At 68.9% G+C, this 16,982-nt stretch carries 14 protein-coding genes and 1 tRNA gene; 6 read left to right on the top strand and 9 right to left on the bottom strand.

The window, feature by feature from the left end:
• The first annotated feature begins 62 nt into the window (after positions 1–62).
• Positions 63–992, top strand: coding sequence for a site-specific tyrosine recombinase XerD (locus tag BGO20_RS22215; protein WP_291659673.1), 930 nt, complete (start codon positions 63–65; stop codon positions 990–992).
• A 6-nt stretch (positions 993–998) separates the two neighbouring features.
• On the opposite strand, the gene BGO20_RS22210 is transcribed toward BGO20_RS22215, so the two are convergent.
• A complete protein-coding gene (locus tag BGO20_RS22210; RefSeq protein WP_291659671.1) occupies positions 999–1,697 on the bottom strand; it encodes a carbonic anhydrase in 699 nt (232 codons plus the stop codon).
• 69 nt (positions 1,698–1,766) lie between these two features.
• Positions 1,767–2,159 (bottom strand): DUF167 family protein, encoded by a 393-nt coding sequence (locus BGO20_RS22205; protein WP_291659670.1) that lies wholly within the window; start codon positions 2,157–2,159, stop codon positions 1,767–1,769.
• A gap of 84 nt (positions 2,160–2,243) precedes the next feature.
• Here BGO20_RS22205 and BGO20_RS22200 point away from each other — a divergent pair, with 84 nt between their 5' ends.
• Together BGO20_RS22200 and BGO20_RS22195 are read left to right on the top strand one after the other, a co-directional pair.
• On the top strand, positions 2,244–3,737 hold the full coding sequence (locus tag BGO20_RS22200; protein WP_291659669.1) for an amidase: 1,494 nt from the start codon (positions 2,244–2,246) through the stop codon (positions 3,735–3,737).
• Positions 3,738–3,805: 68 nt separating this feature from the next.
• Positions 3,806–5,392, top strand: coding sequence for an ABC transporter substrate-binding protein (locus tag BGO20_RS22195; RefSeq protein ID WP_291659668.1), 1,587 nt, complete (start codon positions 3,806–3,808; stop codon positions 5,390–5,392).
• A gap of 63 nt (positions 5,393–5,455) precedes the next feature.
• Here the strand turns inward: BGO20_RS22195 and BGO20_RS22190 are convergent, their stop codons facing one another.
• Both BGO20_RS22190 and BGO20_RS22185 read right to left on the bottom strand, forming a co-directional pair.
• Positions 5,456–7,048, bottom strand: coding sequence for a gamma-glutamyltransferase (locus BGO20_RS22190; protein WP_291659667.1), 1,593 nt, complete (start codon positions 7,046–7,048; stop codon positions 5,456–5,458).
• 133 nt (positions 7,049–7,181) lie between these two features.
• Complete coding sequence (locus BGO20_RS22185; protein ID WP_291659665.1) at positions 7,182–7,472, bottom strand: YggT family protein; 291 nt, start codon at positions 7,470–7,472, stop codon at positions 7,182–7,184.
• Between the two features lie 119 nt (positions 7,473–7,591).
• On the opposite strand from BGO20_RS22185, the gene BGO20_RS22180 reads away from it, so the two are divergent.
• Positions 7,592–7,667: transfer RNA gene (locus BGO20_RS22180), tRNA-Ala, on the top strand.
• A gap of 151 nt (positions 7,668–7,818) precedes the next feature.
• Here BGO20_RS22180 and BGO20_RS22175 read toward each other — a convergent pair.
• The 4 genes from BGO20_RS22175 to BGO20_RS22160 all read right to left on the bottom strand — a co-directional run bounded on the left by BGO20_RS22175 (position 7,819) and on the right by BGO20_RS22160 (position 12,580).
• Complete coding sequence (locus BGO20_RS22175; protein WP_291659663.1) at positions 7,819–8,529, bottom strand: ABC transporter ATP-binding protein; 711 nt, start codon at positions 8,527–8,529, stop codon at positions 7,819–7,821.
• Complete coding sequence (locus BGO20_RS22170) at positions 8,529–9,326, bottom strand: ABC transporter ATP-binding protein (protein ID WP_291659662.1); 798 nt, start codon at positions 9,324–9,326, stop codon at positions 8,529–8,531. The genes BGO20_RS22175 and BGO20_RS22170 overlap by 1 nt, the downstream gene beginning before the upstream one ends.
• The gene (locus BGO20_RS22165; protein WP_291659661.1) at positions 9,323–11,179 is read right to left on the bottom strand and encodes an ABC transporter permease; all 1,857 of its coding nucleotides are present in this window, start codon (positions 11,177–11,179) and stop codon (positions 9,323–9,325) included. Before BGO20_RS22165 ends, BGO20_RS22170 begins: the two co-directional genes overlap by 4 nt.
• 183 nt (positions 11,180–11,362) lie before the next feature.
• A complete protein-coding gene (locus BGO20_RS22160) occupies positions 11,363–12,580 on the bottom strand; it encodes an ABC transporter substrate-binding protein (protein WP_291659660.1) in 1,218 nt (405 codons plus the stop codon).
• 613 nt (positions 12,581–13,193) lie between these two features.
• Here BGO20_RS22160 and BGO20_RS22155 point away from each other — a divergent pair.
• Positions 13,194–13,967 (top strand): ferredoxin--NADP reductase, encoded by a 774-nt coding sequence (locus BGO20_RS22155; RefSeq protein WP_291659658.1) that lies wholly within the window; start codon positions 13,194–13,196, stop codon positions 13,965–13,967.
• 130 nt (positions 13,968–14,097) lie between these two features.
• Entirely contained in the window at positions 14,098–16,449 is a 2,352-nt protein-coding gene (locus tag BGO20_RS22150; protein WP_291659656.1) for a xanthine dehydrogenase family protein molybdopterin-binding subunit, read from the top strand.
• 6 nt (positions 16,450–16,455) lie between these two features.
• Here the strand turns inward: BGO20_RS22150 and BGO20_RS22145 are convergent, their stop codons facing one another.
• Positions 16,456–16,911, bottom strand: coding sequence for a MarR family winged helix-turn-helix transcriptional regulator (locus BGO20_RS22145; RefSeq protein ID WP_291659654.1), 456 nt, complete (start codon positions 16,909–16,911; stop codon positions 16,456–16,458).
• Between the last annotated feature and the right edge of the window lie 71 nt (positions 16,912–16,982).

Genomic DNA, 16,982 nt, shown 5'->3' with positions numbered 1-16,982 from the left:
GGAGCATCGCATTTTTCCGAAAAGCGGATTCCACTTTTCGGTCCGATGCTCTAGCGTTCGCCGTGAGCCGGATTCCGCGCCAGCGCCTCAACGCCTTCCTCGACATGCTGGCCGCCGAGCGCGGCGCGGCGCGCAACACGCTCGACGCCTATGAGCGCGACATCTCGGACTACCTGGTCTTTCTCGGCGGCAAGCCGCTCGAAGGCGTGAGCGCGGACGAGATCCGCGGCTGGCTCGCCGACCTGGCCGCGCGCGGCCTGAAGGCCTCCTCGGCGGCACGGCGGCTTTCGGCGGTCAGGCAATTTCACCGCTTCCTCTATACCGAGGGGCTTTCGCCCGGCGACCCCGCCGCGGCGATCCAGGGGCCGCGCCAGGGCCGCCCGCTGCCGAAGGTGATCACGATCGACGCCGTGGACCGGCTGCTCGGCGCGGCGCGCGAAGCCTGCGAGCGGGCGGGCACGACGCCGGCAGCCCGGCTCCGGGCGCTCAGGATGCGCTGCCTCGTCGAGATGCTCTATGCGACCGGGCTGCGGGTCTCGGAGCTGATCGCATTGCCGCTTTCGGCCGCGACGACGCGCGAGCGCTTCCTGATCGTGCGCGGCAAGGGCGACAAGGAGCGGCTCGTGCCGCTGAACGAGGCGGCGCGCCTGGCCGCGCGCGCCTGGCTCGAGGCGCTGAACGAGGCCGGGCAGGGCGGGACCCGCTGGCTCTTCCCCTCCGACGGCGAGAGCGGGCACCTGACGCGCCAGGCCTTCGGGCGCGAGCTCAAGGCGCTGGGAGGAGCGGCCGGCCTGCCGGGCGCACCGCTGAGCCCGCATGTCCTGCGCCACGCCTTTGCCAGCCACCTGCTGCAGAACGGGGCCGATCTTCGGGTCGTGCAGGAGCTGCTCGGCCATGCCGATATCGCCACGACGCAGATCTACACCCATGTCCTCGACGAGCGGCTGAAGAGCATGGTGCGCGATCTTCATCCGCTCGCGGACGGGGAGTGAGCCGTCTCAGGCCTCGGAGCAGCGGATCTGCTGAACGCGTTTGGGCATCTCACCCACGGCTGGGATGAACTGGCCCGTCGCCGGGTCGAGGATCATGAGAACGCCGGTCGCGACGGCGAAGAAGGCGCCGTGCAGATGCAGCCGCCCCTTCTCCTCGAGAATCTTCACGCAGGGGAAGGTGCGCAGGTTCTCGAGCGATTGCTGGATGGATGCCAGCTCGAGGCGGTGCAGGTAGTCGTCGAAGCTTTCGTTGCGGCCGCGGCCGCCGGTGCGCTCGGCTGCCGGTGCGATCAGGGTGATCCACTTGCCGATGAAGTCGCCGGGCGAGAGCGCCTGCTGGCTGTCGTCGGCGAAGGCGCGGATGCCGCCGCAACGACCATGGCCGAGCACGACGATATGCCGGACCTTCAGCGCCTGCACCGCATATTCGAGCGCGGCCGAGGTGCCGTGGAGCTGGTCGTCGGGCTGGAAGGGCGGGATGAGGTTGGCGATGTTGCGCGCCACGAACATCTCACCGGGGCGGGCATCGAAGATGACCTCCGGCGAAACGCGGGAATCGCAGCACCCGATCAGCATGATCTGGGGCGTCTGGCCGTTTTCCCCGAGCTCCTCGTAACGATCCTGCTCGCGCACGAAACGATCGTCGAGGAAGGCCCGGTAGCCTTCCGTGAGCCGCTGGGGAAAGGGAACCGCGGGCTTGTCCATGGCTCTCTGGAACAGGAAACCGCAGCGCCCGTCAAGCGGGATGCTGCATCGCGGCAGCGGGCTCCTGCGTCAAGCCGGAATGAAACGCCGCCGCAGCGCCTCGGTCAGCGCCGCCGGGTCGCCTTGCAGCAGGACGGCCTTCAGCCGCGCCGTGGTGCCTCCGGTGATCGCGAGCCGGGAGCGCGGCAGGCCGAATTCGCGGGCGAGCAGCGCCAGCAGGGCGGCGTTGGCCTCGCCTTCGCTCGGTGCGGCGCGCACCCGCGCCTTCAGCACGCTGCGTCCGTCGGCGAGCGTCTCGACGGCCTCGAGGGCGTCGCGTCCGCCGCGCGGGGTCAGCCGGACCGTCAGGACCACGCCCTCCCGGGTCACCTGCCACGGCGCCGGCACGTCGCTCGCCCCGCCGGCCGAAACCGGCCGGGTGCCCAGGTCCTGCCCCCCATGTCGCGTTCGCGCCTTGTCCATTCGTCCCGACACCCTCTAGGCTGAGCTGCCGAGGCCGATCCGGCATATCGCCTGCATGGCCGGACGCGCAATGGAGAGCCTGTCTTGACCGAACCCTGCGATCTCAGCGCCATCGCCGCGCGCACTCTCATCGGCTCCAGGAAGCTCTCCGCCCGCGAACTGCTCGACAGCTGCATCCGCCGCATGGACGCGGTCGATCCGGCCGTCAACGCCATGGTGGCGCGCGACGACGACAAGGCCCGCAAGGATGCGCTTGCGGCCGACGAGGCGACGGCGCGCGGCGACGCGCTCGGCGCCCTGCACGGCCTGCCGGTCGGCATCAAGGATCTCGAGAACGTCGCGGGGCTGCGCACCACCTATGGCAGCCCGCTCTACCGCGATTTCGTGCCGAAGCAGGACCAGCTGATCGTCGCCTCGGTGCGCAAGGCCGGCGCCATCATCGCCGGCAAGACGAACACGCCCGAATGGGGAGCCGGCGCCAATACCCGCAACGCCGTCTACGGCGCGACCGGAAACCCGTTCGACCCGTCGAAGAGCGCCGCCGGCTCGTCGGGCGGCTCGGGCGTCGTGCTGGCGACGAACATGGTGCCGCTCGCGACCGGCTCCGATACCGGCGGCTCGCTGCGCAACCCCGCCGCCTTCAACGGGATCGTCGGCTTCCGGCCGACGCCCGGTCTCGTGCCGAGCGAGAAGCGCCAGCTCGGCTGGTCGCCGCTGCCGGTGCTCGGCCCGATGGCGCGCAATGTGCCGGATCTCTGCCTGCTGCTCTCCGCCATCGTCTCCGATAACGGGGCCGATCCGCTGGCGACCACGATCGATGGCCGGACCGTGCGCCGGCCGGAGGATTTTGCGCGGCCCGGCGCGATCGATCTCGCCTCGCTCAAGGTGGCGCTGACCCCTGATTTCGGCTTCGCCCCGACCGAGCGGCTGATCCGCGACACCTTCTTCGACAAGACCAAGGCCTTCAGCCATCTCTTCCGGGCTGCCGAGGAGGCGACGCCGGATTGCGAGGGCACGGACGAGGTCTTCGAAATCCTGCGTGCCAGCAATTTCCTCGCGGCGCATCTCGACAAGGTTCGCGACACGCCGGACATGGTCGGGCCCAACGTGCGCGCCAATGTCGAGGAGGGCTTGCGCTATTCCGCGCTCGACGTGACCCGCGCCATGCAGCAGCAGACGGCGATCTACCACCGCTGGCAGCGCTTCTTCGAGGATTACGACGTCATCCTGTCGCCGGCGGTGACGCTGAGCCCGCGGCCCTGGACCGAGCTCTTCCCCGCCGAGATCGACGGCAAGGCCACCCGGACCTATTTCCATTGGCTCGCGCTGGCCTATGCCGTCACCATCGTCGGACATCCGGCGATCTCGCTGCCTGTGGGGCTCGATCGCAACGGCATGCCGTTCGGGCTGCAGATCGTGGGACCGCGCGGCGGCGACGCCAAGGTGCTGGCGGTGGCGGCGGCGCTGGAGGAGGCGCTCGCCGGCGATCCGCTGACAGCCCGGCCGATTCCGGACCTGGCCGGTCTCGCCAAGGCCCGGCCGATCAGCGAGAGCCCGAATTTCATGGGCTTCGCCTGAACGCGCCTTCGGCTCCGGCCGTCGCCGGGGCCGTCAATCAACCACCAACCATAACGGGGAGACTACTGATGAAACGTCGCGAGTTCCTGATGGGGACGGCAGCACTTGGCCTGGCAGGTCCGGCCCTGCCGCAACGGGCGGCCGCGCAGGCCGCCTCCGCCACGCTGATGAAGTTCGTGCCGCAGGCCAATCTGTCGGCGCTCGATCCGGTCTGGACGACCGCCACCGTGACCAACAATCACGGCTATTACGTCTTCGACATGCTCTTCGGCACCGACGAGAAGCTGAAGCCGCAGCCGCAGATGGCGGAAGGGCACGAGGTTTCCGCCGACGGCAAGACCTGGCGCATCAAGCTGCGCGAAGGGCTGATGTTCCATGACGGAACGCCGGTGAAGGCCGCCGACTGCGCCGCTAGCCTGAAGCGCTGGACCCAGCGCGATCCCTACGGCCAGCTTCTCGGCCGCGCCGTCGAGGAATGGGGCGCGCCGGACGAACGCACGGTGCAGATCAAGCTCAAGCGGCCCTTCCCGATGATGCTCGACTGCCTGGCGAAGTCGGACCAGCCGCCGGTGATCATGCCCGAGCGCCTGGCCAAGACCGATGCCAACACCCAGGTGACGGAGATGATCGGCTCGGGGCCCTACAAGTTCGTGGCCGCGGACTACGTCTCCGGAAGCCGCGTGGCCTACGAGAAGTTCGACGGCTACAAGCCGCGCAGCGAGCCGCCGAGCCGCAACGCCGGCGGCAAGGTCGCGCATTTCAAGCGGATCGAATGGCACGTCCTGCCCGATCCGGCCACCGCGGCGGCGGCGCTGACCACCGGCGAGGTCGACTGGTGGGAGCGGCCTCTTGCGGATCTGCAGCCGATGCTGGCGAGCAACCCGGATATCAAGCAGGAGGTCATCGACAAGGCGGGCCGCGGCTCGATCATCCGCCTGAACCACCTCCAGCCGCCCTTCAACAACCCGAAGATCCGCGCAGCCGTCCGCATGGCGGTGAAGCAGGAGGACTACATGCGGGCGACGCAGGGCGACGACACCACGCTGTGGCAGACCTGCCGCAATCTGTGGTGGCGCGGCACGCCCTATTACGATGGCGAGCAGGAAGATCTGATGCCGCAGAGCCTCGAGAAGGCGAAGGCGGCGCTCAAGGAATCCGGCTACAACGGCGAGAAGGTGGTGATCATCAACCCGACCGACTTCCCGGATATCGGTCCGCTCGGCGAGGTCACCTTCGAACTCTTGAAGAAGCTCGGCATGAACGTCGAGATGGCGGCGAGCGACTGGGGCACCGTCGTCCAGCGCCGCAGCAGCCGCGAACCGGTCGAGAAGGGCGGCTGGAGCATCTTCCACACCACCGGCTCGGCGACGGGCTGGGGCAATCCGGCGTTGTCCTCCCTGGTCCGCGGCCAGGGCGAGAAGGGCTGGTTCGGCTGGTGGAAGAGCGACAAGGCCGAGCAGCTCGCCGAGACCTGGCTCTACGCGCCCGACGAGGACGGGCAGAGAAAGGCCGCCAAGGAGCTGGGCCGGCTCGCGCTCGAAGAGGTCGCGACGATCCCGCTCGGCCAGTTCGTCAGCCGGACCGCCTATCGCAAGACCCTCACGGGCATCCTGGCGGGTTCGGCGCCCTATCCCTGGGGCGTGAAGCGCGGCTGAGCGCCGCGCCAAAGCCGTATCATCGAGGGCGGCCGTCGCGGCCGCCCTTTTTCGTGTGTCGCCTCAGGACGCCGCCGCGACCGCCGCCGACCAGGGCGAGGCGGCGTCGCTCGAACCTTCGGCTCCGCCGCGGTCGACGCGGATGAAATTCGGGCAGGCGAAGTTGATCGGCAGGACCGCGTGCTCGACGAGCGTCGTCGGGCCGCCCGCTTCCAGCGCGGCAAGCGTCTCGGCCGGCAGGCGCAGATCGGCGCTCGTGGAATCCGGTCCGGAGACGTCGATGCGCGGCTGATGCGCGGTCGCCTCGGTGTCCATGCCGAAATCGAGCTGCCAGGCGAGGGTCTGGTAGACGCTGGCGAGGATGCGCCGGCCGCCGGACGATCCTGCGGCCAGACGCGGCCAGCCGCCGTCCTTCGGCGTCACCACGACCGGCAGCATGTTGCAGAGCGGGCGGGCGCCGGGGGCGATGGCGTTGGCGCTGCCGGGTCGCGGATCGAACCACATCATGCCGTTGTTCATCAGCACGCCGGTCGAGGGCAGCACGACCCGGCTGCCCATCGAGGAGAGCAGCGTGGTGGTGACCGATACGAGGTTGCCCTCGCGGTCGACCACCGTGAGATGCGTCGTGCAGGTGTCGCCCGGCTCCTTCGCGGCCGCCGCGCCGAGGCCGGAGAGCCGCTCGCGATAGGCCTGCCGCATCACGTCGGAGAGCTTGGCGAACCAGGCGGGGGAGGGGCCGTGGGCGTCCACCGGCGCATCGGCCATGCCGGCGACGACGCGCTCCAGCGTCGGTGCGGCGGTGAGCCCCCCGGCGGTGTGGACCAGATGGCTGTCGCGCCAGGCGATGGCCGGGGCGGGGCGCAGTTCCGCCCGGCACTGCGCCAGATCCTCGGCATCGACGACGCCACCGGCGGCCGCGATGTCGGCCGCGATGCGCCGGGCGATGTCGCCGCGATAGAAATCGTCAAGCCCGGCCTGCGCCAGCCGCTCCAGCGTGGCCGGCAGTTCGCCGAGCACCATGAAGCCCGGGGAGCCCTGGTAAGGCGGCACCGGCGGCAGGCCTCCGGGCAGGTAGATCCGGGCGCTTTCCGCATAGAGCCTCAGGACGGATGCGGAGGAGGCGACCTTCAGCGTGGTGTACCAGTCGGCCGGCAGGCCGCGCCGGGCGAGCGCGATGGCGGGTGCGAGCAGGTCGGCGAGGGGCAGGCGGGAGCCGAACGCCTCCTTCAGCTTGGCGTAGCCCGCGACCGAAGACGGCGTGACGAAGGAAAGCGGCCCGTGGATGTTGCGGTCGCCGACGACCTCGGGCCAGGTGAAGAGATCCTTTTTCATCTCGCCGGTCAGCGGATAGTCCGCCGGGTTGGCGCGACGCGAGGCAACCGGTCCGAAATCGACGACCTGGGCCCGGCTTTCGCCCGCCTTCAGCACGACGGCGAAGCCGATGCCGCCGAGGCCGCTGTTCCAGGGCTCGACGGCGGCGAGCGCGAAGCAGGTCGCCACGGCCGCATCGGCCGCATTGCCGCCCTGCTCGAGAATCGCGGCCCCGGCCGCGGCGGCCTCCCGGTTCTGCGACACGACGATGCCGTGCCGGCCGCTGGCGGAGGGCTTCGACAGGGTCCAGTTCTGGCTGCGATAGGGCGTGGCGGGGCTGTACACGAGGCGGTCTCCGCGGTTTGTCGACCGCGGCATACTGCCCCGCAAGGGCCGGCGGGTCGAATGCGTCGTGCCCGCGTGCGGGTCGCGCTGCGTGCAGAGCGCTCCCCGGTCCGCCGCCAGGCCCCGGCCCGCGTCAGAAGACGTTGGGGTAGATGTAGCGGATGATCACGCTCTGGATGAAATAGATGATCAGCAGCAGGATGATCGGCGAGATGTCGAGGCCGCCGAGATTGGGCAGCCTTTCGCGGATCGGCCGCAGCACGGGCTCGGTCATGCGGTAGAGCATGTCCCAGACCGTCGCGACGAACTGGTTGCGGGTGTTGATGACGTTGAAAGCGATCAGCCAGCTCAGAACGGCCGAGGCGATCAGGATCCATACATAGATCTGCAGGGCGAGCAGAACCACGTCGAGAACGGCGCGCATCGATCTTCCTTCTTCGGCCAGTCCGGGAGATTGCCGCAGAATATCGTCGCGACCGGCCGAAAGAGGCGACGGAGGCGATTGACATCCACGCGACGCACGGCCTAGAAGGCCAGCGCCTTGGGGCTGTAGCTCAGATGGGAGAGCGCTGCAATCGCACTGCAGAGGTCAGGGGTTCGAATCCCCTCAGCTCCACCAAGGCCCGGAGCGGCAGGAACGGCTGTCGCAGTCATCCCATCATCCTTGGAATGCGATGTTCCGGCCATTGGCGGATGGCGCCCTTGTGGGCTCGACCGGCGTAGCGGGCGACAGCCAGGGAGCGGCGGCACTGCATCCGTGATGCGGCCGTTCAGACGGAAAGGTACTGACGGCGGATCGCCTCGTTGGCCGTGAGCGCGGCCACCGTGCCGGTGAACCGGATGGCGCCCTTCTCGATGATGGCGACACGGTCCGCGACGGCGCCGGCGAAATGCAGGTTCTGCTCGGAGAGCAGGATGCTCAGCCCCTCGTCCTTAAGCGCCAGGATCGTCTTCGCCATTTCCTCGACGATGACCGGCGCCAGCCCTTCCGAAGGCTCGTCCAGCAACAGCAGCCGCGGGTTGCCCATCAGCGTACGGGCGATGGTCAGCATCTGCTGCTCGCCGCCCGACATCGCCCCACCGGCCCGGTCCCGCATGCGGCCGAGATTGGGGAAGAGCGCGAAGAGCTTCTCCGCCGTCCAGTGCGGCACGCCTTCGCGTGGCGGGCGCTGGCCGACGGCGAGGTTTTCCATCACCGTCAGCTCGGAGAAGATGCGCCGCTCCTCCGGCACATAGCCGATGCCGAGCCGTGCGATCTCGAAAGGCTGGCGGCCGTCGATGCGCGAGCCCTCGAAGCGGACTTCGCCGCGTGCCGGCGGTACCAGCCCCATCACCGCCTTGATCGTCGTCGATTTGCCGGCGCCGTTGCGGCCCATCAGGGCCAGCACCTCGCCGCGCGCCATGCCGAAGCCGACCCCCTGCAGGATATGGGCGCGGCCGTAATAGGCATCGAGCCCGGAGACGGCGAGGATGAGATCCATCAATGGCCTCCGGAGATCGCGCCCGAGCCGAGATAGACGGCACGCACCTGCGGGTCCTGCCGCACCGTCTCGGCCGGGCCGTCGGCGATCAGCCGGCCGCGATCCAGAACGATGACCCTGTCGGCATGGGCGAAGACGACGTCCATGTCGTGCTCGGTGAAGAGCACCGCGATCCGCTCCTCGGCCGCGATCCGCGCCGTCAGCGCCATCAGCTCGATACGCTCGCCCGGCGCCATGCCGGCGGTCGGCTCGTCCATGAGCAGCAGCTTCGGCCGGTTGGCGAGCGCGATCGCAAGCTCGACGCGCTTGAGGTCGCCATAGGCGAGCACGCCGCAGGCCCGGTCGGCCTGGCCGAGCATGCCGACCGCGGCCAGCAGGCTCTCCGCCGCCGCGGCATGCTGGTCACGGGCGGCCCGGAACGGATGCCAGAGGCCGCCGGCCTCCGAGATCAGGGCCATCTGCACATTCTCGCGCACGGTCATCGAGGAGAAGGTCGCGGTGATCTGGAATGTCCGGCCGACGCCGCGGCGCCAGATCGCGCGCGGCTTCAGCCCGGTGATCGCGCGTCCGGCCAGGAGGATCTCGCCGCGATCCGGGACGAGCTGCCCGCCCAGCATGTTGAAGCAGGTCGTCTTGCCCGCTCCGTTCGGGCCGATCAGGGCGACCATCCGGCCGGCCTCGACCGAAAACGACACGCCCTGCACCGCGTCGACGCCGCCGAAGGACTTCGCCAGGTCGCGCGCGACCAGCACGGCCTCGCGCGCCGCGGCGCCTGACGGGAGCGCCGGGGCGCTCATCGTGCCGGCTCCGCGCGGGAGCGCTCGCGCCAGGCGAGGAAGCTGCCGACGAGGCCGCGCGGAAAGAGCACGACGAGCAAGACGATCGACAGCCCGAGCGCGAAGCGCCAGTACATGGTCAGCCTGCTCAGCTGCTCGCTGAGGCCGGCATAGGCAAAGGCGCCGACGATCGGGCCCGAGACGGTCTGAACCCCGCCGAGCAACACCATCAGCAGCGCATCGACCGAGCGCGGGATCGCGAGATAGGTCGGGAAGACCGAGCCCTTGAAGAAGGCGAAGAGCCCGCCGGCGATGCCGGCCGCGAAGGCCGCGACGACGAAGGCGGCCCATTGCACGCGCATCGTGTCGATGCCGATGGCCTCGGCCCTGAGCGGATTGTCACGGGCGGCACGCAGCGCATAGCCCAGCGGCGAGAACAGCATGATGCGCAGCAGCAGCACGCAGGCGGCGCAGAGTCCGAGGACCAGATAGTAGAAAGCCGTCTTCGAGACCGCCCATTGCGCAGGCCAGACGCCGAGGATGCCGTTGTCGCCTCCGGTGAACTCGACCCATTGGAAGGCGGTCGCCCAGGCGATCTGCGCGAAGGCGAGCGTCAGCATGGCGAGATAGACGCCGGACAGCCGAACGCAGAACCAGCCGAACACCGCGCCGGCGACGCCGGCGAGAAGCGGGGCGAAGAGCAGCGCCGGCTCCATCGGCGCGCCGAGCCATTTCACCGCCAGTGCCGCGCCATAGGCGCCAAGACCGAAATAGGCGGCATGGCCAAAGGAGGTCATGCCGCCCGGCCCCATCATGAAGTGGAGCGAGGCGGCGAACAGGCCGAGGATCAGGAGCTCGGTCAGTGTCAGGACCAGGTAGTCGGGCGTCACGAGCGGCAAGGTGGCGAGCAGGAGCAGAGCCGCGAGCCCGGCAAGCTTCGTCGCCCGGTCGGCGGGTCTCAGCAGAGGCTCGTCGGCGGGCGCGCGCGCCTGGCCCGTCGGCGGCTTGCCGAGCAGCCCGTGGGGCTTGGCCACCAGCACGACGGCCATGACGAGGAAGACGAGGACGAGCGTGATCTTCGGGAAGATCAGGATGCCGAAGGCGTGCAGGATGCCGATCAGCACGGCCGCGAGATAGGCGCCGGTGACGCTGCCGAGTCCGCCGACGACGACGACGACGAAGACCTCGGCGATCATCGAGAGGTCCATGTGCAGGGTCGCCGCCTCGCGCGGGAGCTGCAGCGCTCCGCCGAGGCCGGCAAGGCCGGCGCCGAAGGCGAAGACGGAGGTGAAGAGCAGTCGCTGGTTGACGCCGAGCGCACCGACCATTTCGCGATCCTGCGTCGCGGCGCGAACCAGCGTGCCCCAGCGCGTCCTGCGGAACAGGAACCAGAGCAGGCCCAGCACCGCCGGCCCGATCGCGATCAGCAGCAGTTCATAGGTCGGGAAACGGCTGTCGAACAGGATGACGAAGCTCTTGAAGCCGGGGGCGCGCGGGCCGAGCTTGTCCTCCGGCCCCCAGACCGCCAGCGCGATGTCCTGGATCATCAGTACGACGCCGAAGGTGGCGAGCAGCTGGAAGAGCTCGGGCGCCTGATAGATCCGCCGCAGGATCGCGACCTCGATCAGGACGCCGATGGCCGCGACGGAGAGCGCCGCCAGCAGGACGCCGCCCCAGAAGCCGAAGGGGCTGGCCGGGCCGAGCCATGTCACCAGCGTCCAGCCGAGATAGGCGCCCAGCATGTAGAGCGAGCCATGGGCGAAGTTCACGATGCGGGTGACGCCGAAGATGATCGACAGCCCCGATGCGACCAGGAACAGCGACGAGGCGGATGCCAGCCCGTTCAGCGTCTGCGTGAGGATGAGATCGAGCATTCGAACCCGTATCGAGGCGGCGCCGCCGGCGGTCTGCGCTGTCTAGCACGGCTGGACCGGGCGGGCCGCGCGAGATTTGCGGCGCGATCGCGCGACCCGTGAAACGGGGCCATGTCCAGCCTCGTTCGAAACGGCGCTGGCACGGGCCCCGGATCAGTCCGGCGGCAGGGCGGGGGATGGGTGTCAGCCGGCCGGGCGCAGCGTCTTCACGACATCGTCGGAAGGCAGATAGCGGGCGCCGTCGCAATAGCGCCAGCCGACCATCACCCCCTTGCCATCCTTGAGGGCCGTCCTGCCGACGAAGGCGCCCAGCGTCGACTGGTGGTCGATGGCGCGGTATTCGGCCGCGCCGAAGGCCGAGGGGAATTTCAGGCCCTCCATCGCAGCCACCAGCTTTTCGGTGTCGGTGGAGCCGGCCCTGGCCAGCGCGGCGGCGATCGAGTTCATCGTGTCGAAGCCGACGACCGAGCCGAGCCGCGGATAATCCTTGTATTTGGCCATGTAGGCATCGCGGAACCTGACGTGCTCCGGCGTCGCAAGGTCGGCATGCGGATAGCCGGTGACGATCCAGCCCTCCGGCGCTTCGCCGCCGAGCGCGTCGAGATATTCCGGCTCGCCGGTCAGCATCGAGACGACATCGCGGCCCTCGAACAGGCCGCGCGTATTGCCCTGGCGCACGAGATTGGTCAGGTCGGCCGAGAAGGTGACGTTGAAGATCGCCTCGGGCTTGGCGGCCTCGAGCGCCTGCACCGTCGCGCCCGCGTCGATGCGGCCGAGCGCCGGATATTGCTCGGCGACGAACTCGACATCCGGCCTGGCCTGCTTCAGCAAGGTCTTGAACCACTTCACCGCCGACTGGCCGTATTCGTAGTTCGGCGCCACGAGCGCCCATTTGCGGGCCTTGAGCTTGGCGGCTTCCTCCACCAGCATCGCCGCCTGCATGTAGGTCGAGGGGCGCAGGCGAAAGGTGTAGCGGTTGCCTTTCGACCAGACGAGCGCGTCGGAGAGCGGTTCGGACGCTGCGTAGAGGCGCTTGTTCTGGGCGGCGAAATCGGCAATGGCGAGGCCGACATTCGAGAGGTAGCCGCCGGCGATCAGGTCGACCTTCTCGGCGTTGAGGAGGTCGCCGGCATGGCGAACGGCGTCCTCGGGCTTGCCGGCATCGTCCCGGAACAGGGTCTCGACCTTGCGGCCGAGCACGCCGCCGGCGGCATTCACCTGTTCAAGCGCAAGCTCCCAGCCCTGCCGGTAAGGCTTCAGGAACGCCGGCTGGGCGGTGTAGCTGTTGATCTCGCCGATCCGGATCGTCGCGGCCGCCTGGGCGCGCAGGAGAGACGGGGCGGCGACCAGGGCCGCGCCGCCGGAGGCGGCTGCCAGGAAACGCCTGCGATCGATCGTCATCGTTGTGTCCTCGGTGGAAACGGCTGCGCGGCGCTCATCGTCCGCCGCAGTGCCGGCGCCAGTTCCATGGCTGTTCCGCGCCGGCCACCGAAAGGTGCCGGTCGCCGGAAGATTGTTTGTACACATACAAACTTGCGAGGAAGGGCGAGGCTTGTCAACCACCGGGGAGGATGCCGACCGGCTCCGCCGCCGGAACGGCGCGCCGCACGGTCCTTCGGGCATCTGCCCGTGCAGCGATAGCCTCTCGCAGCAGCGAATTCATGGCGCAGCGCAGCAGGCCTCTCTCTACCGCCTTCCGGCGGGCGTGGCGATCCTCAAAGCGCGACCGGCAGACATGCGGGAGCGGACGGGCATCGCTTCCTGCCGGGACATCGACAGGCGGCGGCAGGATCACCGGCCGTTCGTGGCCCCCTGGCCGCGCCGGCAAGCTCGCCGCGCAAGTGGAAAGTTCTCCCGAAGCCCAGCGCGGCGCGCGGATCGTTCTGCTTGAATGCCTCCAATGAGAATAAAGAAGAAGGCTTTGATTTTGCCTGCGTTTTCTGCTTATCCAACGGCGCCGGCCGGCAAAGATATCCGCTAGACCGCCGCTGACCGAGCCGCGAAGGACGATGCGATGAGCAATTTCTACGAGGAGCAGGTCCTCAGCGTCCATCACTGGACGGATACGCTGTTCAGCTTCACGACGACGCGCGACACCTCGTTCCGTTTCAAGAACGGCCAGTTCACCATGATCGGGCTCAAGGTCGGCGACAAGCCGCTGCTCCGGGCCTATAGCGTCGCCAGCACGAACTATGACGACAACCTCGAATTCTTCTCCATCAAGGTGCCGGACGGGCCGCTGACTTCGCGGCTGCAAAATCTCCAGGTCGGGGATGCGATCATCGTCGGCAAGAAGGCGACGGGCACGCTCGTGCTCGACAATCTCAAGGACGGCAGGCGCCTCTTCCTGCTCGGCACGGGCACCGGGCTGGCGCCCTTCCTGTCGCTGATCCGCGACCCCGAGACCTATGAGCGCTACGAGAAGGTCGTGCTCGTGCATGGCTGCCGCCAGGTCTCGGAGCTCGCCTATGGCGAGCGCATCACCCAGCAACTGCCGCAGGACGAGTTCCTCGGCGAGATGATCCGCCGGCAGCTCGTCTATTATCCCACCGTAACGCGCGAGCCCTTCCGCAACCGCGGCCGGATCACCGACCTGATCACGTCGGGCCAGCTCTATGCCGATATCGGCCAGCCGGGTTTCGATGCCGGGGGGGACCGCTTCATGCTCTGCGGCTCGCCGCAGATGCTCGCCGACCTCAGGACCATCTTCGCCGAACGCGACCTCCAGGAAGGCAATCACGGCGAGGCCGGAGACTATGTGATCGAGAAGGCTTTCGCCGAAAAGTAAGGCGCGTCGGAGCGTGCTCCTGTCCGCGAGCGGGTAGCGGCCATGCCGCATCCGCACAGCGGGCGCCGCGCTTTTGCGGCAGTGTAGCCGCGTTCACTGTCGATCGCGGTAGCCTTTCATGAATATGCGCGTGTCCCCGCCCGGCCCTTCGACGAAGCCGGCGGGAATCGGCCAGTCACTCCCCCGCAACGAGGATGCGGCCCTCGTGCGCGGCGACGGCCGCTATACCGACGACCTTTCGCTCGACGGCCAACTCCATGCCGTCTTCGTCCGCAGCCCCTATGCCCACGGTGTGATTCGCGGCATCGACGTTGTCGCGGCGCGCGAGATGCCGGGCGTAGTCGCAGTCTACACGGCCGGCGATCTCGAGGGGCAGGGCTATGGCGCGCTGACCTGCAATGTCGACATTGCGAACCGGGACGGGTCGCCGATGAAGCGGCCGCTGCGGCGGGCGCTGACGGCCGACAAGGTTCGCTATGTCGGGGACCCCGTCGCCATGGTGGTGGCGCGCAGCGCGGTCCAGGCTCGCGAGGCGGCCGAGGCGGTCGCGCTCGACATCGAGGTCCTTCCCGCCGTCACCTCGGCCGAGGAAGCGCTGGCTCCCGGCGCGCCGGAGCTCTTCGACGATGTTCCCGGCAACCTGATCCTCGACTATCAGTTCGGCGATTCCGCCAAGGTCTCGGCCGCCTTCGCGGCGGCGGCCCATGTCGCCCGCCTGCGCATCGTCAACAACCGCATCGTCGTGAACCCGCTCGAGCCGCGCGCCGCGATCGGCACCTATGACCGCAAGAGCGGCCGCTACACGCTTCACGCGCCGAGCCAGGGTGCGTTCGGCATGCGCAACAGCCTGGCCTCGGCGATGGGCGTGCCTCACGCCAGGATGAGGCTCCTCACCGGCCATGTCGGCGGCTCCTTCGGCATGAAATCGGCGGTGTTCCCGGAATATGTTGCGCTGCTGCATGCGGCGCGGCTGCTGAAGAAGCCGGTGAAATGGACCGACCAGCGCTCGGAGAGCTTCGTGTCGGACCATCACGGCCGCGACATGGTGTTCGAGGCGGAGCTCGCGCTCGATGCGCGCGGCCGCTTCCTGGCGACGCGCTTCACCGGCTTCGGCAATATGGGCGGCTATCTCTCGCCGGTCGGGCCGATGATGGCGACGCTCAACATCGGCAAGAACAGCATCGGCATGTATCGCACGCCGTTGGTCGAGGTGCGCACCCGCTGCGCGGTCACCAACACGGTGCCGATCGCGGCCTATCGGGGCGCCGGGCGCCCCGAGGGCAATTACTTCATGGAGCGGCTGATCGAGACGGCCGCCCGCGAGATGGGCATCGACAGTGCCGCGCTGCGCCGCCGCAACCTGATACCGGCCAAGGCCCTGCCCTGGAAGACGCCGATCGGGACGCTCTATGACAGCGGCGACTTCCCGGCGCTCTTCGCCCGCGCGCTGGAGGCGGCCGATTGGAAGGGCTACCGGACCCGGCAGCGCGCCAGCCGCAAGGCGGGCAAGCTGCGCGGCCGCGGCATCGGTTGCTATCTCGAGGTGACGGCGCCGCCGAGCAACGAGATGGGCGGCATCCATTTCGAGGCCGACGGCAGCGTCACCATCGTCACGGGCACGCTCGATTACGGGCAGGGCCACTGGACGCCCTTCGCCCAGGTGCTGACCAGCCAGCTCGGCGTGCCCTTCGACAAGATCCGGCTGGTGCAGGGTGACAGCGACCGCCTGGTCGCCGGCGGCGGTACCGGCGGCTCGAAGTCGATCATGGCGAGCGGCTCGGCCATCATCGAGGCGAGCGAGAAGGTGGTCGAGAAGGGCAAGCTCCTCGCAGCGCATTTCCTCGAGGCAAGCGCCGCGGATATCGAGTTCGCCGGCGGCCGCTTCAGCATTGCCGGGACGGACCGCGCCATCGGCATCATGGAGCTGGCGGCGCGCCTGCGGACGGCGCAGGGGCTGCCGGACGCGTTGCCGGCGACGCTGGATGTCGACCATGTCTTCAAGGCTGCGCCCTCCGCCTATCCCAATGGCTGCCATGTCGCCGAGATCGAGATCGATCCCGAGACCGGGCAGGTGGAGATCGCCAGCTATGTGATGGTCAACGATTTCGGCACGCTGGTGAATCCGATGATCGTGGAGGGCCAGCTCCATGGCGGAGTCGTGCAGGGCATCGGCCAGGCCATCTACGAGCTGACCTCCTATGACGAGGACGGCCAGCTCAGGACCGGCTCCTACATGGACTACGCGATGCCGCGCGCGGCGGATGTGCCGTTCTTCTCCTTCATCAGCCAGGGGGTCCCGACCAGCACCAACCGGGTGGGGGCCAAGGGCTGCGGCGAGGCGGGCTGCGCCGGTTCGTTGCCCTCGGTGATGAACGCGATCGTCGACGCGCTTGCGCCCTACGGCGTGACGCATCTCGACATGCCGGCGACGCCGCTCTCGATCTGGCGTGCCATCCATGGGAACCAGGGCGCGGCGAGCTGAGGCGGCTCAGCTCATCCGGGTGAGCAAGGCGACGATCGTCTTCGCCTCCTCGGGGGAGAGCGGCTCGAGCGCCGCGATGGTGATGGCCTTCGCGCGGGCGAACAGATCCGGCATGGCGGCGTGCCCTGCTGCGGTCAGCCGGATCAGCAGGCGGCGCTGGTCGTTCGGGTCCGGCAGGCGCTCGACCAGCCCGCGTTCGGCGAGGCGGCCGATCACGCCCTTGATCGTCGCCGGGTCCATCGCGGTGAGGCGGCCCAGATGGTTCTGCGATATCTCGGCGCCGCCGGCGAGCCTGCACAGCGCCGCGAACTGCGTCGGCGTCGGCCCGCCGGGCCCCATCATCTCCTGGAAGAGCGGCAGATAGCGCTGCTGGGCACGCCGGAGCAGGAAGCCGTATTGCTCCTCCAGCACATAGCCGAAGGGAGCGTTGGCACCGTCCGGCTGCGCTCGCTCGGATGGCATGGCCGGCTGCCTGCCGGATCTGGCAGCGCGCTTCTCTGCGCTCATGGACGTCCTCGGACCCTGCACGCCCT

The organism is Allobosea sp. 67-29 (genome assembly GCF_001898115.1).
In the GTDB taxonomy this organism is placed as follows: domain Bacteria; phylum Pseudomonadota; class Alphaproteobacteria; order Rhizobiales; family Beijerinckiaceae; genus Allobosea.
This window is presented reverse-complemented; position numbering and strand designations above follow the sequence as displayed.

What these genes read in the sequence shown, in the direction of transcription:
- BGO20_RS22195 (WP_291659668.1), top strand. Translation starts at nt 3,806, where the DNA reads ATGAAACGTCGCGAGTTCCTGATGGGGACGGCAGCACTTGGCCTGGCA.
- BGO20_RS22210 (WP_291659671.1), bottom strand. Translation starts at nt 1,697, where the DNA reads ATGGACAAGCCCGCGGTTCCCTTTCCCCAGCGGCTCACGGAAGGCTAC.
- BGO20_RS22165 (WP_291659661.1), bottom strand. Translation starts at nt 11,179, where the DNA reads ATGCTCGATCTCATCCTCACGCAGACGCTGAACGGGCTGGCATCCGCC.
- BGO20_RS22185 (WP_291659665.1), bottom strand. Translation starts at nt 7,472, where the DNA reads ATGCGCGCCGTTCTCGACGTGGTTCTGCTCGCCCTGCAGATCTATGTA.
- BGO20_RS22160 (WP_291659660.1), bottom strand. Translation starts at nt 12,580, where the DNA reads ATGACGATCGATCGCAGGCGTTTCCTGGCAGCCGCCTCCGGCGGCGCG.
- BGO20_RS22155 (WP_291659658.1), top strand. Translation starts at nt 13,194, where the DNA reads ATGAGCAATTTCTACGAGGAGCAGGTCCTCAGCGTCCATCACTGGACG.
- BGO20_RS22175 (WP_291659663.1), bottom strand. Translation starts at nt 8,529, where the DNA reads ATGGATCTCATCCTCGCCGTCTCCGGGCTCGATGCCTATTACGGCCGC.
- BGO20_RS22205 (WP_291659670.1), bottom strand. Translation starts at nt 2,159, where the DNA reads ATGGACAAGGCGCGAACGCGACATGGGGGGCAGGACCTGGGCACCCGG.
- BGO20_RS22170 (WP_291659662.1), bottom strand. Translation starts at nt 9,326, where the DNA reads ATGAGCGCCCCGGCGCTCCCGTCAGGCGCCGCGGCGCGCGAGGCCGTG.
- BGO20_RS22145 (WP_291659654.1), bottom strand. Translation starts at nt 16,911, where the DNA reads ATGCCATCCGAGCGAGCGCAGCCGGACGGTGCCAACGCTCCCTTCGGC.